Annotated in this window: 9 protein-coding genes; 6 read left to right on the forward strand and 3 right to left on the reverse strand. The window is 66.7% G+C overall.

What is annotated here, in order from left to right:
* The first annotated feature begins 300 nt into the window (after nt 1–300).
* Nucleotides 301–1,779: an ArnT family glycosyltransferase gene (locus tag BM125_RS17445; protein ID WP_092410374.1), complete on the forward strand. Its 1,479-nt coding sequence runs from the start codon at nt 301–303 to the stop codon at nt 1,777–1,779.
* A 94-nt stretch (nt 1,780–1,873) separates the two neighbouring features.
* Nucleotides 1,874–3,514, forward strand: a complete 1,641-nt coding sequence (locus BM125_RS17450) for an FMN-binding glutamate synthase family protein (RefSeq protein WP_425429639.1) — start codon at nt 1,874–1,876, stop codon at nt 3,512–3,514.
* A 28-nt stretch (nt 3,515–3,542) separates the two neighbouring features.
* Here BM125_RS17450 and BM125_RS17455 read toward each other — a convergent pair whose 3' ends face one another.
* Nucleotides 3,543–4,235, reverse strand: coding sequence for an alpha/beta fold hydrolase (locus tag BM125_RS17455; RefSeq protein WP_092410362.1), 693 nt, complete (start codon nt 4,233–4,235; stop codon nt 3,543–3,545).
* A 148-nt stretch (nt 4,236–4,383) separates the two neighbouring features.
* On the opposite strand from BM125_RS17455, the gene BM125_RS17460 reads away from it, so the two are divergent.
* From BM125_RS17460 to BM125_RS17470, 3 genes are all read left to right on the forward strand, one after another.
* Nucleotides 4,384–6,114, forward strand: coding sequence for an alkaline phosphatase (locus BM125_RS17460; RefSeq protein WP_245778971.1), 1,731 nt, complete (start codon nt 4,384–4,386; stop codon nt 6,112–6,114).
* Between the two features lie 239 nt (nt 6,115–6,353).
* Entirely contained in the window at nt 6,354–7,712 is a 1,359-nt protein-coding gene (locus BM125_RS20860) for a 3-oxoacid CoA-transferase (protein ID WP_092410364.1), read from the forward strand.
* Nucleotides 7,713–7,850: 138 nt separating this feature from the next.
* Complete coding sequence (locus BM125_RS17470) at nt 7,851–10,112, forward strand: TIGR03032 family protein (RefSeq protein WP_092410366.1); 2,262 nt, start codon at nt 7,851–7,853, stop codon at nt 10,110–10,112.
* Nucleotides 10,113–10,281: 169 nt separating this feature from the next.
* Here BM125_RS17470 and BM125_RS17475 read toward each other — a convergent pair whose 3' ends face one another.
* Both BM125_RS17475 and BM125_RS17480 read right to left on the reverse strand, forming a co-directional pair.
* Nucleotides 10,282–10,710, reverse strand: coding sequence for an OsmC family protein (locus BM125_RS17475; protein WP_092410380.1), 429 nt, complete (start codon nt 10,708–10,710; stop codon nt 10,282–10,284).
* Nucleotides 10,711–10,821: 111 nt separating this feature from the next.
* Nucleotides 10,822–11,520 carry an SDR family oxidoreductase gene (locus BM125_RS17480; protein WP_092410368.1) on the reverse strand — a complete coding sequence of 233 codons (699 nt, stop codon included), beginning with the start codon at nt 11,518–11,520 and terminating at the stop codon, nt 10,822–10,824.
* A gap of 146 nt (nt 11,521–11,666) precedes the next feature.
* Between BM125_RS17480 and BM125_RS17485 the strand changes: the two genes are divergently transcribed.
* Nucleotides 11,667–14,489, forward strand: coding sequence for a M16 family metallopeptidase (locus BM125_RS17485; RefSeq protein ID WP_092410370.1), 2,823 nt, complete (start codon nt 11,667–11,669; stop codon nt 14,487–14,489).
* The last annotated feature ends 603 nt before the right edge of the window (nt 14,490–15,092 follow it).

A 15,092-nucleotide genomic window follows, 5' to 3' on the forward strand; every position in this document is an offset into this window, starting at 1 on the left:
CGCGCCTGCGCATGGCGGTCATCTCGCCGCATGCAGGGCGATATCGGCGCAGCGGCTCCCGTGTCCCGGTTCGTCGAATGAACGCGCGGGCGGGCGCGCCGGGAACGCGGCAGATGCCTGCGGCATTCTGCCCGGCCTCTCGCCCGCCGGCCGGGTCGGCTAGAATCGCAGTCGCTGCGGAACTCATCGACCTGCCTGCGGTCGCTGTGTGCGCCGGTCCGGCGCGCCTGCGAATGGGTCGGACCGGTCCCGTCGCCGACATCCTCGGTTGCCTTGCCGCCTCTCACCCGGATGCATTCCATGCGCGCCACGATGTCCCCGTCCCTGCTGCTGACCGTCGCCATCACCGTGCTGCTGGCCTTCGCGTTTCTCGGCACGCGCTCGATCTGGGATCCGGACGAGGGCCGCTACACCAATGTCGCCCTGAACATGCTCGAGAGCGGTGACTGGCTGCATCCGATGCGCAATGAGCATATCGGCCACTGGACCAAGCCCCCGCTGACCTATTGGGTGGTCGGCGCCAGCATCGGCGCGTTCGGCTACAACCCGTGGGCTGCGCGCCTGCCGGTGGCGCTGGCCTACCTGGCCTGCGTGTGGGCGGTCTGGCGTATCGCGCGGCGCTGGCTGCCGGGCGAGGAAAACAGGGCCGCGCTGATCTACGCGACGATGTTCCTGCCCTTCGGGGCGGCACAGATGATCACGACGGATTTCCTGCTCAGCGCCGCGCTCAGCGTAGCCATGATGGGCTGGATCGAATCGCGGTACGACGATCCGCAGCGATCCCGGCGCTGGGTGCTGCTGATGTGGGCGGCCTTCGGCGTCGCCTTCATGACCAAGGGCCCGCCGGCCCTGCTGCCCTTGCTGGTCGTGGTGGCCTGCATCCGGCTGCTGCCGGCTCCGCGCGCGGCCTCGGTGTTCCATTGGTCGGGCCTGCTCGTGTTCATCGCCGTGGCCATGCCGTGGTATGCGATCGTCGTGCACCGCACCCCGGGCCTGCTCGATTATTTCCTCGGCCGTGAACTGGTCGCCCGTGTCGCCACGTCGGATTTCGGCCGGCATGGCGAATGGTACGGCTGGCTGGAGATCTACCTGCCGACCCTGGTCCTGGGCAGCCTGCCGTGGACAGTGAGCCTGTGGCGCTGGCTGCGTTCGCTCGGCGCCTCGTTGCGCAGCTGGAAGAGTGCGCAGACGCGCAGCGAGGATTCCGTCGGCCTGATCCTGTTTCTCTGGGTACTGATACCGCTGGTCGTGTTCTGCCTGGCGCGCTCGCGCCTGCCGCTCTACCTGCTGCCGCTGTTCACGCCGCTGGCCCTGATCGTGGCCCGGCAGATCCACCGCGACGATCGAGGTTTTCCGTCGATGCGCTGGATCGGCGTCTGGGTGCTGCTGCTTGTCGGCCTGCGCCTGGCCAGCGCCTTCTGGTCGACCCACAAGGATGCCGCCGAGTGGGCCGAGGCGATCCGCGCGCGCGTGCCGTACCCGGTCACCGAGGTCGCCTTCGTCGAGGACATGGCCCGCTATGGCGTCCACCTGCATCTGCAGGCCAGAGTCGACAAGCTGTCGCTGCGGCCGATCAAGCTCGATCCGTTCGATGGCGAGTACGACACCGACCTCGATACCGAACTGGCAGACCTTGATACCGACATCGTGTTCATCTGCAAGCAGACCCATTGGGACGAGATCCGCCGCAACATCGAGGCGCGCGGACGAACCGTGACCGTGTACGGCTCACCGTACCAGGACCGCATCCTGTTCGGCGTGTCGCTGCCGAACTCCTGATCGCGCGCGTACGGATCGCACCCGATCGGCGCGGCGTGGGGTTCCAACGGCGATTCCGCTATCCTCGGCGCGTCCGCCGCTAACGGAAATCCCTGTGAATAATCCGCTGCCGACCCGCTACTGGTGCTTCGCGATTGCGCTGGCCGCCTGCGCGGCAGGCATCGTCTTCTGGAGTGCCGGCGGAATCTGGCCGTGGATCGCCGTGATTGCCGGTGCGCTGAGCCTGATCGGCATCTGGGACCTGACCCAGCAGCGCCATACCCTGCGCCGCAACTATCCGATCACGGCGCATGGCCGCTATCTGATGGAATCGGTGCGGCCAATGCTGCGCCAGTACGTGGTCGAGGGCGACAACGACGAGGTGCCGTTCTCGCACGACCAGCGCTCGATCGTCTACCAGCGCGCCAAACAAGCGCAGGAAACGCGGCCATTCGGCAGCGAGTTGAACCTGTATGCCGGAAACTACGAATGGATCAACCATTCGGTCCTGCCGGCCGAAATCGACGACCACGACTTTCGCGTGCCGATCGGCGGCACGCAATGCAGCCAGCCCTACTCGGCGAGCATCTTCAACATCTCGGCGATGAGCTTCGGCTCGCTGTCGCCGAACGCGATCCGCGCGTTGAATGAAGGCGCACGACGCGGCAACTTCTATCACGACACCGGCGAAGGCTCGCTTTCCTCCTATCATCGCGAGAATGGTGGCGACGTGGTCTGGGAGCTCGGCTCGGGCTACTTCGGCGCCTGCGAACGCGCCGGCGTCTTCAGCGAGGAGAAGTTCGTCAAGCGCGCCGTGCTCGATCAGGTCAAGATGATCGAGATCAAGCTCTCGCAGGGTGCCAAGCCCGGCCACGGTGGCGTCCTGCCCGGGGTCAAGGTGACCCGCGAGATCGCCGAAACGCGCGGCGTGCCGGAGGGCGAGGACTGCATCTCGCCGGCCCGCCATTCCGCCTTCGATACGCCGGAAGGACTGCTCCGCTTCGTCGCCCGCCTGCGCGAACTGTCGGGCGGCAAACCGACCGGCTTCAAGCTCGCGATCGGCCACCCCTGGGAATGGTTCGGCATCGCCAAGGCCATGCTCTCGACCGGCATCAGGCCCGACTTCATCGTCGTCGACGGCGGCGAAGGCGGCACCGGCGCGGCACCGATGGAGTTCATCGACCACGTCGGTGTGCCGATGCGCGAGGGCCTCATGCTCGTGCACAACACCCTGGTCGGTCTCAACCTGCGTGACGATATCCGCATCGGCGCGGCCGGCAAGATCATCACTGCCTTCGACATCGCGCGCACGCTCGCGCTCGGCGCCGACTGGTGCAACGCCGCGCGCGGCTTCATGTTCGCGCTCGGCTGCATCCAGTCGCAGACCTGCCATACCGACACCTGCCCGACCGGCGTGGCCACCCAGGATCCGCGGCGCTGGTCCGCGTTGCGCGTGCCGGACAAGGCCGAGCGGGTCAAGAACTTCCACCAGAACACCTTGCGCGCGCTGAAGGAGATGATCGCCGCGGCCGGCCTGAAGCACCCGGGGGAACTCGGCCCCGAGCACATCATCCGCCGCGTCTCGGGCAAGGAAATCCGTTCACTCGGCAGCCTCTACGCGTTCGTGTCGCCCGGCGCCCTGATCGATGGCCTGCCGCACCATGCCGTTTTCCAGCGGTTCTGGGAAAGCGCCCGAGCCGACAGTTTCGCCCCGCCGGCCGGCATCGCGGAGCTGCGCTGGAGCAAGATGATCTGAGCCGGCGAGCCGGTTCCGTTTGGAAGCCCTATTGGATCAGGTCGGCCTGTTTCGAGGCCGTGTACCAGAGCAGGCCGTAGTGGCCCCAGGCATAGGTGAGCGTCGCGTTCTCGCCGCTGATTTGCGAAGAGTGCACGCCGCCGACCGTGCAGATGCCGGTCGAACAGACGATCTCGTCATACCAGGACTTGATCGATGTCTCGCGCGACCCGAAGCGCTGTCCGTCGATGCCGTTGAGGAACGGACTGTTGACCGACAGGCCCCAGGCGCCACAGGTGCTGGTCCAGACGTTGAACGGATACGTTCCGCAACTGCGCAGGCCGCGGAACGCGCCGGCGATGCCGACGAAACTGTCGACGTAGTTCTTCATGGCTAGCCGGTCGATCACGCGCGCAGCCAGGGTCGCGCCCATTGAATGTCCGATCACGTCGATGCGACCCGTACACGAAGAGGCGATCGCATCGATCATGGCGTTTTCGACCGGCGTCTCCTCGCTGCCGAGATGGTCGTTGCAGGCGGCGCAGCTGCTGCCCCAGCCGGGCCGGAAGATCTGCGCCGGACTGTAACCGCGGGCGAGCAGGGTATTGGTCGTGTTGACGAAGTCGCCGGGACTGCCGGTATTGCCGTGCACCAGTACGACATTGTCGCGACAGGCCGCGTGGACCAACCCGGCCGCGCAGACGCCGAGGCACAATGCAAGGATTCGCAAACGTGTGGACATGGCTGACCCCTCCCCGGGAGCCTGATGGCTCGATGGCCGCAGTCTGCACGGCCCGGGCGCTTTGCGCCCTTGTACCAAAGTGCATGCGACAGTCGGCCGACAGGACTCGCGACAGGCTGCGCGCGATGTCACGGAACGGCCATCGTGGATGGCGACAATAGGCGACCTCGATCAGAATCCTGTGCGCATGCCCAACCAGCCGATCCCGCTTGCCATCCTGATGGCCTCGGTCCTGTCCCTGTCGCAACCGGCTGACCTGGCGGCGAAAGAGGCCGGACCGAAACAGGCGACTCCGACCGAAGCCAACGCCGCCGAGACGCCCCAACGCTGGTTCAGGGATGGCGCGCTCGCCGCTCGTCGGGCCCGTGGCGAGCATGCCGGCAGCGCGAGGAACATCATCCTGTTTCTCGGCGACGGCATGAGCCTGACCACGATCACCGCAGCGCGCATCTTCGAGGGGCAGCGCAACGGCGCCAGCGGCGAGGAGCATCGCCTCGCCTTCGAAGAATTCCCGTACACCGCGCTAAGCCGCACCTATGAAGTCGATGCGCAGACTCCGGAGTCGGCCGGCACGATGAGCGCGATCATGACCGGCATCAAGACCCGCTTCGGCGTCGTCGGGGTCACCCAGAACGTGCGCCGTGGCGATTGCGCGTCGAGTCAGGGCCAGGCCGCTCTCAGCGCACTCGAACTGGCCTCGGCGGCGGGTCTGGCCACCGGTATCGTCACGACCACGAGCATCACCCATGCGACACCGGCAGCGACCTATGCGCACACGCCGGATCGCGATTGGGAGTTCGATTCGGCCATGCCGGACAAGGCCCGCGCAGCGGGTTGCATCGACATCGCCCGCCAGTTCGTCGAGCACGCCGCCCATGGCCAGATCGATGTTGCCTTCGGCGGCGGCCGGTGCGGATTCCTGCCGGCGGCGATGGCCGATCCCGAATACCCGCAGCAGCACGGCAAGCGCAGCGATGACCGCGACCTGATCGCGCAGTGGAATCGGATTCCCGATGCGCGCTTCGTCTGGAACGCCACCCAGTTCGCCGCCCTCGACCCGGCCCGCCCGGGGCCGGTACTCGGTCTGTTCGAACCCGAACACCTGCACTACATGCACGACCGCGCCGCGGATGGCGCCGGCGAACCGACCCTGGCCGAGATGACCGCCAAGGCCATCGCCCTGCTCAAACGCGATCACGACGGCTTCTTTTTGATGATCGAAGGTGGGCGCATCGACCATGCCCATCATCGCGGCAACGCCTACCGCGCGCTCGAGGAAACGGTGGCCTTCTCCGATGCCGTGCGCGCGGCGGCCACGGCGACCGACGCCGACGACACCCTGATCCTGGTCACGGCCGATCACAGCCACACCCTGACCATGGCCGGCTATCCGAAGCGCGGCAATCCGATCCTCGGCAAGGTCCGCGGCTTCGACGAGGACGAGCCATCCGCCGCCAGCCTGCGTCGCGACGGTGCCGGACAGAGCTATACGACCCTCGGCTACGCCAACGGACCGGGCCATCTCGCCGCATCCAACCGACAACCGGCGGGAACCAAACGCTTTCCGCACGCACCGGCCCACCACGACGCCGCAGCCGTGCAGCGGCCCGATCTCGATGATGTCGACACGACCGAGCCCGACTATCTGCAGGAATCTGCGGTGCCGATGAAGGACGAGACCCACGGCGGCGAGGATGTCGTCGTGTTCGCGCGTGGCCCGGGTGCCGAGGGCGTGCATGGATCCTTCGAGCAGAACGCATTGTTCCACCTGATGGTCCAGGCCAACCGGCCGATACGGCGCCTGCTCTGCAGGCGCGGCGACTGCAGCGCCGGCAAGGTGCCGGACAGATTGCCGGCCGCGTTGACGAGCACCCATTGACGGGCGCGGCGAGTCGCGCGTTGCGGATTCGTCGAAGCGCCGGCCGGACTCGCCCGATCACGGGGAACCCGGTACCCTGAAAGGGCGATCTCCCCGCGATCGGCGCCGCCATTGTCCGAAAGGCCGCATTGAACCGCCTTGCGCCTCGTACTACGCTGCCCCGCATCGTTCCCTGTTGCTGCCAACGCCCCTGCCCAGGCAGGCGGCCGCGCCGACATCAACCCCGAAAGGACCCTGACGTGAAGAAAGTCTACGCAAACGCGAGCGCGGCGCTCGAAGGACTGCTGTCCGACAACATGACGATCGCTGCCGGCGGTTTCGGCCTCTGCGGCATCCCCGAGAACCTGATCCAGGGCCTGCTCGATGCCGGCACCAAGGGCCTGACCATCGTCGGCAACAATGCCGGCGTCGACGATTTCGGCATGGGCCCGCTGCTGAAGACGCGTCAGGTGAAAAAGGTGATCGCCTCCTATGTCGGCGAGAACAAGGAATTCGAACGCCAGGTGCTGGCCGGCGAACTCGAGCTCGAACTCGTGCCGCAGGGCACCCTGGCCGAACGCCTGCGCGCCGGCGGCGCCGGCATCCCGGGCTTCTACACGCGCACCGCATTCGGCACCAAGCTCGCCGAAGGCAAGGAGACCAAGCAGTTCGATGGCCTCGACTACGTGCTCGAGCCGGCGATCAAGGCCGAGGTGTCGCTGGTCAAGGCCTGGAAGGGCGACAAGTTCGGCAACCTGGTCTATCGCAAGACCGCGCGCAACTTCAATCCGATGATCGCCACCTGCGGCAAGATCACGGTGGCCGAGGTCGAGGAACTGGTCGAGACCGGCGAGCTCGATCCGGACCAGATCCATACCCCCGGCATCTATGTCGATCGCATCATCCAGGGCGCGAAGTACGAGAAGCGCATCGAGTTCCGCACGCTCTCGGGCGCGGCGCCGAGCGGCAAGGAAAATCCGGTCCGCGAGCTGATGGCCCAGCTCGCCGCGCGCGAGCTGCGCGATGGCTACTGCGTCAATCTCGGCATCGGCATTCCGACCCTGGTCGCCAACTACATCCCGCCCGGCGTGCAGGTCACCTTGCAGTCGGAGAACGGCCTGCTCGGCATCGGTCCGTTCCCGACCGAGGAAACCGTCGACGCCGACCTGATCAACGCCGGCAAGCAGACCATCTCGACGATTCCCGGCAGCAGCTTCTTCTCGAGCGCCGATTCGTTCGCGATGATCCGCGGCGGCCATATCGATCTGTCGATCCTCGGCGGCCTCGAAGTTTCCGAGAACGGCGATCTCGCCAACTGGATGGTGCCGGGCAAGATGGTCAAGGGCCCGGGTGGTGCGATGGACCTGGTCTCGGGGGTCAAGCGCGTGGTCGTGCTGATGGAGCACACGGCCAAGGACGGTTCGCCGAAGATCCTCAGGCAATGCGAGCTGCCGCTGACCGGCAAGGCCGTGGTCGACAAGATCATCACCAACCTGTGCGTGTTCGAGGTCGCCGAAGGCGGCGGCCTGACCCTGACCGAACTGCACCCGGGCGTCGCGCTCGACGAAGTCAAGGCCAAGACCGGCTGCCCGTTCAAGGTGGCGCCGGGGATTGGCTGATCGGCCGCTCGCAGTTGTCGAACAGGCGGTCTGCGTCGATGGATTGCGCTGACGAGCGCTTCGCCGCCGGGCCGCCTCGCCGCTGAGCCCACCGACGACCGACGGCCCGTCAGTCGGGGCCCGCATCGGACCCGGACCATGCATCAATTCGCCAGCCAGCACACCGAAAGTTTCGCTGCCTTCCTGCGCGCGGCCGGTGTGTCGCTGGCGGTTTCGACCTACCAGAGCGGCCAGCTGGTTCTGCTGCGACCGCTGGCCGAAGGCCTCGACACGCACTTCATTGCGATGCCCCGCCCGATGGGCATCGCCGTCGATGGCGCCCGACTGACCCTCGGCGCGGCGCATCGCATCGAGTTCTTCCGCAACATGCCGGCTGTCGCCAAGCGACTCGGGCCGGAGCGGCCCGATGCCGTGTTCGTGCATCGGGCCACGCACGTCACCGGCGATATCGACGTGCACGAAATGGGCTACGACCGCGACGGCGAGCTGTGGCTGGTCAACACGCGCATGTCCTGCCTGTGCACCCTGGCCGCCGACAGCAGCGTCGTGCCACGCTGGAAGCCGCCCTTCATCAGTCGCTACGACCTGCTCGACCGCTGCCACCTCAACGGCCTCGGCGTTCGCGACGGACATCCACGTTACGTGAGCATGCTCGGTCATGGCAACGAACCAGGCAGCTGGCGCCGCGACAAGGCCAAGGGCGGCCGGATCATGGACCTGACCGACGATTCGGTCATCGCCGATGGCCTGTGCATGCCGCATTCGCCGCGCTGGCACCGCGGCCAGCTCTGGTTCCTGGCCTCGGGCGAAGGCCGACTGATGCGCCTCGGCGCCGATGGAAGCATGGAGACCGTCGCCGAGGTGCCCGGCTTCGCGCGCGGACTCGCGTTCCTCGATCGCTATGCCCTGGTCGGCCTGTCACAGGTACGCGAAAGCGCCGTGTTCGCCGGCCTGCCGCTGACTGCGCGGGTCGAGGAGCGCCAGTGCGGCGTGCATCTGATCGATATCGAAAGCGGCGCGGTGGTCGGCCTGCTCCGGTTCAGTGGCGAGGTGCAGGAGATCTTCGATGTGCAGATCCTGCCGCATCGCGCACCGGTCCTGCTCGATGCCGAGTCGCCCCTGCTGGCCAGCACCTATGAGTTGCCCGAGGCCGCGCTGCGGCTGCTGGCCCCGGCCGATCCCGTGCAGGAAGCCCTCGCTGCGGCGACCCGACTGCAGGCCGGCGGTGCGCTCGAAGAGGCCATTGCCGCCTATCGCCGCATCGCCGAAGCGCAACCGCAACTGGCCCAGGCGCAGCACCAGCTCGGCCTGGCCCTGAGCGATGCCGAGGACTGGCAGGCGGCCGTCGATGCATTGCAGAGAGCGATTGCCCTCGATCCAGGCAACGCCCCGGCGCTCAACAGCCTGGCCCTGGCCCATGCGCGATTGGGTCGATACGAGGCCGCGCTCGATGCCTGGCAGCGCGCCCTGGCGATCGACAGCCAGTTCGCCCTGGCCCGCTTCAATCGAAGTCTGATACTGCTCAAGCTCGGCCGCTTTGCCCAGGGCTGGAGCGACTACGAGTCGCGCTGGCAGTTGCCGGGAGCAAACCCCCCGCTGCGTTGTCCGCAACCGCAGTGGCAGGGCGAGGATATCCGCGACCAGCGCCTGCTCGTGCACAGCGAACAGGGCCATGGCGACCAGATCCAGTTCTGGCGTTACCTCAAGCTGGCGCGGATGCGTTGCCGCGAGTTGATCTACGCCGGACCCGAGCCGCTGATCGAACTGGCCGCCGAGGTGGACGGCGTCGACGAAAGCCGCGGGCCGGGCGAAATCCCGCGCGATCGTTTCGACTGCTACGTGCCCCTGTTGAGCCTGCCTGTGCGGCTGGGCCTGGACGATCCGCTGCCGATGACGGCGCCGTACGTGCACGCGCCGGCCCATGTGCAGGTTCGCGCACTGCCGGGACAGCGCCTGATCGGCCTGGTCTGGAGAGGCAGCCCCGGACACAAGGAAGATCGGCAGCGCTCGTTGGAACTGGCCGACCTGCTGCCGTTGACGCGCACCACAAATGCGCGCTTCTACAGTCTGCAATTCCCGGTCAGCGGCAAGGAAGTCGAAATCCTCCGCTCGGCCGACTTCGGCAACCTCGAGCCGGAAATCCTCGGCTACGCGCGCACGGCGGCGTTCATCGAACAACTCGACCGGATCATCACGGTGGATACCGCCGTCGCCCACCTCGCCGGCGCGATGGGCAAGCCGGTCTGGATCCTGCTCGGCAGCGACCCGGACTGGCGCTGGGGCCAGCAGGGCGAAACGACCCCGTGGTACCCGAGCGCCCGCCTGTTCCGCCTCGCACCGGGCGAACCATGGCCGAGTCTGATCGGGCGCGTCGCGGCCGTGCTTGAATTGGAAGCCTGATCAAGCGCGAGCAAGAGCGCCGTCACCTTGGCATTCATGTGCAAAGGCATTCACGTCCGACGTCCTCACCGGCACGAAAGAGCATCGCGGCTGAAGCCGCTCCTACAAGAATGCGACGGTGCGAGGCAGCGGCGAGTGGTCTGGCCATGCGGCGCGCCGGACGCGGCGCTCAGAGCAATTTCGCCGTCAATTTCATCTCGACGGCAGAGAGCGCTTTGGATACCGGGCAACCACTCTTGGTCGCCGTGGCCAGCTTCTGGAATTCCTCATCGCTGATCCCCGGCACTTCGCCTTCGGTGACGAGTTCGATCAATGGAATGACGTAGCCGCCATCGCGCTTGTCGAGATGCACCTTGGCCGTGGTCTGGACGCGGGTCGGAACATGGCCGGCCTGGGCCAGGGCCAGCGACAGGGCCATCGAGAAACAGGCGGCATGCGCGGCGCCGATCAATTCCTCGGGATTGGTGCCGGGACCGTCTTCCATGCGCGACTTGAAGCCGTAGGAACCGGAGAATGCGCCACTCTGCACCGAGACACTGCCGCTGCCTTCCGGCACGCCACCTTTCCACTCGGCCTGACCCTTGCGAACGATTGCCATGCTGTTCTCCTTGTCGGGTTGGATTGTCTGCGGATCGCGACGCTGATCGACGATCACGAATGGTCGAGCCTAACGGACCCTCATGAACCTTTCATGGATGACGCGGCACGCCTACCAGGGGAGCACCTCGCCGCTGTGGCTGAGGAATCGACCGACCGCGTCCGCGTCGAAGGCCAGCGCATCGATCACGCCGAGCATGTTGGCCACGGAGCGGGCCGGTTCGAGCTCGGCCGTCTCGCCACCCATGTCGGTCTTGACCCAGCCCGGACTGAGGGCGAGGACCGCGATCCGGCGTTCGGCCAGGGCGTGGCCGAGCAGGCGCATGGCCATGTTCAGCGCAGCCTTGCTGATGTTGTAGCTCGGCGTGCCGAAGCGGCTCGTGCGCGCGATCGAACCGAGACCCGAACTGATCGCCACGACCTTGCCGCCCTCGGCCAGGCGCGGAGCCAGCGCCTGGGTCAGCAGGAACGGGCCCATCGCATTGGTCGCGAAACTGTCGGCCAGGGATCTTGCCTGAACCTCGCCGAAGGCTTCACCGGGAATCAGCATGCCGGCGTTGTTGATCAGCACGTCGATGCGCAGCTCGAGCATCTCGACTTCGCGCACCAGTTCGGCAATCGAACGCGGCTCGGCGACATCGAGCGGCAGGACCTTGAGATGCCCCGGATACTCGCCGCTGAGCCGGTTCAGTTCGGAGGCACGCCCGCTGTGCCGGCAGGCGGCAATTACCCGATCGCCACGCGCCAGCAGTTGCTGGACGAAACCGAACCCGATACCGCGATTCGCGCCCGTGACCATGAACTGGCTCATGTCGTCCTCCTCGCAATGGTTCGCGGCGGTGAACTTTCATGCCGCGGCCCCAGTCTACCCGAGCCCGTGACCATCGACGGTTGCCGGCCGCCGCGCACGCGGGGTAGCCTGCCCGGCTTCGTCGATCTCCCCTGTGAGGACCCCGCATGCGCAAGTTTCTGTACGCCGCCCTGCTGACGCTTGGCTTCGTCGGCTCGGCAACCGCCGCCAGCGACAGCGTCGATATCCCGTTCACGCGGTTCACGCTGCCGAACGGCCTGACCGCGGTCGTGCACGAGGACCACAAGGCGCCGGTCGTCGCCGTCAGCATCTGGTACCACGTCGGCTCGGCCGACGAGCCGGCCGGCAAGACCGGCTTCGCGCATCTGTTCGAGCATTTGATGTTCTCCGGTTCGGAAAACCACAAGGGCACCTATTTCGAACCGTTCGAGCAGGTCGGTGCGACCGACATGAACGGCACCACCTGGTTCGACCGCACCAACTATTTCGAGACCGTGCCGACCACCGCACTCGACATGGCGCTGTGGATGGAGTCGGACCGCATGGGCCACCTGCTCGGCGCGATCGGCCAGAAGGAGCTCGACACCCAGCGCGGGGTCGTGCAGAACGAAAAGCGCCAGGGCGAGAACCGCCCCTACGGCCGCACCGACGAAGTGATCCTCGCCAACGCGTTTCCGGCCAACCATCCCTACCAGCACGACACGATCGGCTCGATGGCCGATCTCGATGCCGCTTCGCTGGACGACGTCAAGCAGTGGTTCAACGACTACTACGGCGCGGCCAACACGACCATCGTCCTGGCCGGTGACATCACCGCGGAGGTCGCCCGCGAAAAATTGTTGCGCTATTTCGGCGACATCCCGGCCGGACCGCCGGTGCCGCGCCAGCAGCCGTGGGTGGCGCCACGCTCGACCTCCACGCGCGGCGAGCAGAAGGACCATGTCGCCCAGGTGCGCATCATTCGCGAGTGGAACGTCGCCGAGCTCGGCCACGCCGATGAGCCGCTGCTCGAGCTGGCCGCCGATGCCCTGGGCGGCGGCAAGACCTCGCGCCTGTACCAGCGCCTCGTCTACAAGGACAAGCTGGTCGACAGCGTTTCGGTCGACGTGCAGGCTTTCGCCCTGGCCAGCCAGTTCAACCTGACCGCCGACGTCAAGCAGGGCGTCGATCCGGCCCGCGTCGAAAAGGCGATCGCCGAGGAATGGGCAACCTTCCTCAAGGACGGCCCGACCGACGAGGAACTGGCCCGCTCGCGCATGTCGAGCCGGGCCGGCTTCATCCGCGGCCTCGAGAAGGTCGGCGGCTTCGGCGGCAAGGCCACCGTGCTGGCCGAATCCCAGGTCTATCGCGGCGATCCGGGCGCCTACAAACTCGATCTCGAACGCATCCAGGCGGCTACGCCCGAGAGCGTCAAGGCCGCGGCCAATCGCTGGATCGCGAAAGGCGACTACACGCTGACCGTTCTGCCGCTCGGTGACGACGAGACGGTCGACGAGTCCGCGCCGAACGGCCTGCCGGCCGCACCCGGCAAGCCGGCGCCGGTGCTCCCGGCGAAGCGCGAGTTCGCCACGACGAAGAGCCCGGTCGATCGCAGCGAGGGCGTGCCGAAGGTCAGCGAATTCCCCGATCTCGGCTTTCCGGACATCCAGCGCGGCAGCCTGAAGAACGGCATCGAAGTGGTCCTCGCCGAGCGCCACACGATTCCGGTGGTGCAGATGCAGCTGCAGTTCGACGCCGGCTACGCCAGCGACCAGGGTCGCAAACTCGGCACTTCGTCGTTCGCCATGGCCCTGCTCGATGAAGGCACCAACACGCTCGATTCGGTCGAGATCGCCAGGCGCAGCGAACGCCTCGGTGCGCGCATTGGCGCCGGTTCGGGTCTCGACAGCTCGGCGGTCAGCCTCAACGCCCTGAGCTCGCAACTCGCGCCCTCGCTGGCACTGTTCGCCGACATCGTGCGCAACCCGGCCTTCCGCGAAGCCGACGTCGAACGCATCCGCGGCCAGTGGCTGTCCGACATCGCCCAGGAGAAGACCCAGCCGACCGGCATCGCCCTGCGCACCCTGCCACCGCTCCTGTACGGCGACCAGCATGCCTATGGCATTCCGTTCACCGGCAGCGGTACCGAAGCCTCGATCCGCTCGATCAAGGCCAAGGACCTGCGCCGCTTCCACCATGATTTCATCCGCCCGGACAACGTGCGCATCCTGGTCGCCGGCGACACGACGCTGCCGGCGATCACTGCCGAGCTCGACAAGGTATTCGGCGACTGGCGTGTCGCCGAGACGCCGGTGCCCGAAAAGGCGATCGGCCACGTCGATGCGCAGAAGCAGGTCCGCGTGTTCCTCGTAGACCGGCCCGATTCGCCGCAGACCCTGATCCTGACCGGCTCGCTCGCGCCCTCGACCAAGGCGCCGAACAACCTCGAGATCCAGACCATGAACGGCGCCTTCGGCGGCACCTTCACCTCGCGCCTGAACATGAACCTGCGCGAGGACAAGCGCTGGGCCTACGGCGCCTCGAGCTTCCTGCAGGATGCGATCGGGCAACGTCCGTTCATGACCTACGCCTCGGTGCAGACCGACAAGACCGCCGAGTCGGTCGCCGAGATCCTCAAGGAAGCGCGTGAAGTCGTCGGCGACAAACCGCTGACCGATGCCGAAATCGCGAGGATCAAGACCCAGCGCGTGCGTTCCCTGCCCGGCAGTCTCGAAACCACCGGCGCAGTCCTCAGCGTGCTCTCGGCGAACGCGCTCTACGATCGTCCGGACGACTACATCCGCACCGCCAAGGCCAGGATCGAAGGCCTCAAGGACGCCAATGTCGAGGCCGCAGCCCGCGAAGTGATCCGACCTGACACCTTCACCTGGGTCATCGTCGGCGACCTGGCCAAGATCGAGAAACCGGTTCGCGAGCTCAAGCTCGGCGAGGTCAAGGTGCTCGACGCCGACGGCAAGCTCGTCCGCTGAGTCTTAGGTTCTCCTTGCAGGCAAGCGGGCCCTGGCTGGGGCTCGCTTGACGGAGGCTTGGTCGTCGTCGCAGCGGTTGCGTGGCATGGGCGTAGGGCAGGATTGAGGTCCTGTTCTTGCCGGACGTTTCAATTCCCTGGTCCGTCGTCCCTGCGCAGGCAGGGACCCAGTGACTCTGCTTTGCGCACAATCGGGCATCGCTTCGCGGCGCATTCGTGGAGTTAAGAGCAAAGCTTTCACTCGCCTGCGGCGAGCGACCCACTTTCTCTTGCGTGGCCAAGAGAAAGTAGGCAAAGAGAAGGCCACCCCAAAGCGGTGGTCTCCGGGCATCCTGCCCTGCGACTGCGCGGCCGGGCTACGGGGGTTCGCTGACAGCACCTCCGTGTGCTGGCAGCGAACTGGGCGCGATCCCTCGCGCCCACCCTGCGGGCCTTTCCTTCGCCCGGCCGCCACCGCTTACGGGGCCCGGTTAGCGCGCATCCTGCGCGCCAGAGCGAAAAGCAAAAGCAAAGGCAAAGGCCAAAGCCAGAGCCAATGCCCCTCATCCGCCTGCGGCACCTGAACTCGCACCCTCCATGGCGCTCGCCCTGCGGGCAGCATTCG

The sequence above is a fragment of the Dokdonella immobilis genome, assembly GCF_900115085.1.
Lineage (GTDB): Bacteria > Pseudomonadota > Gammaproteobacteria > Xanthomonadales > Rhodanobacteraceae > Dokdonella > Dokdonella immobilis.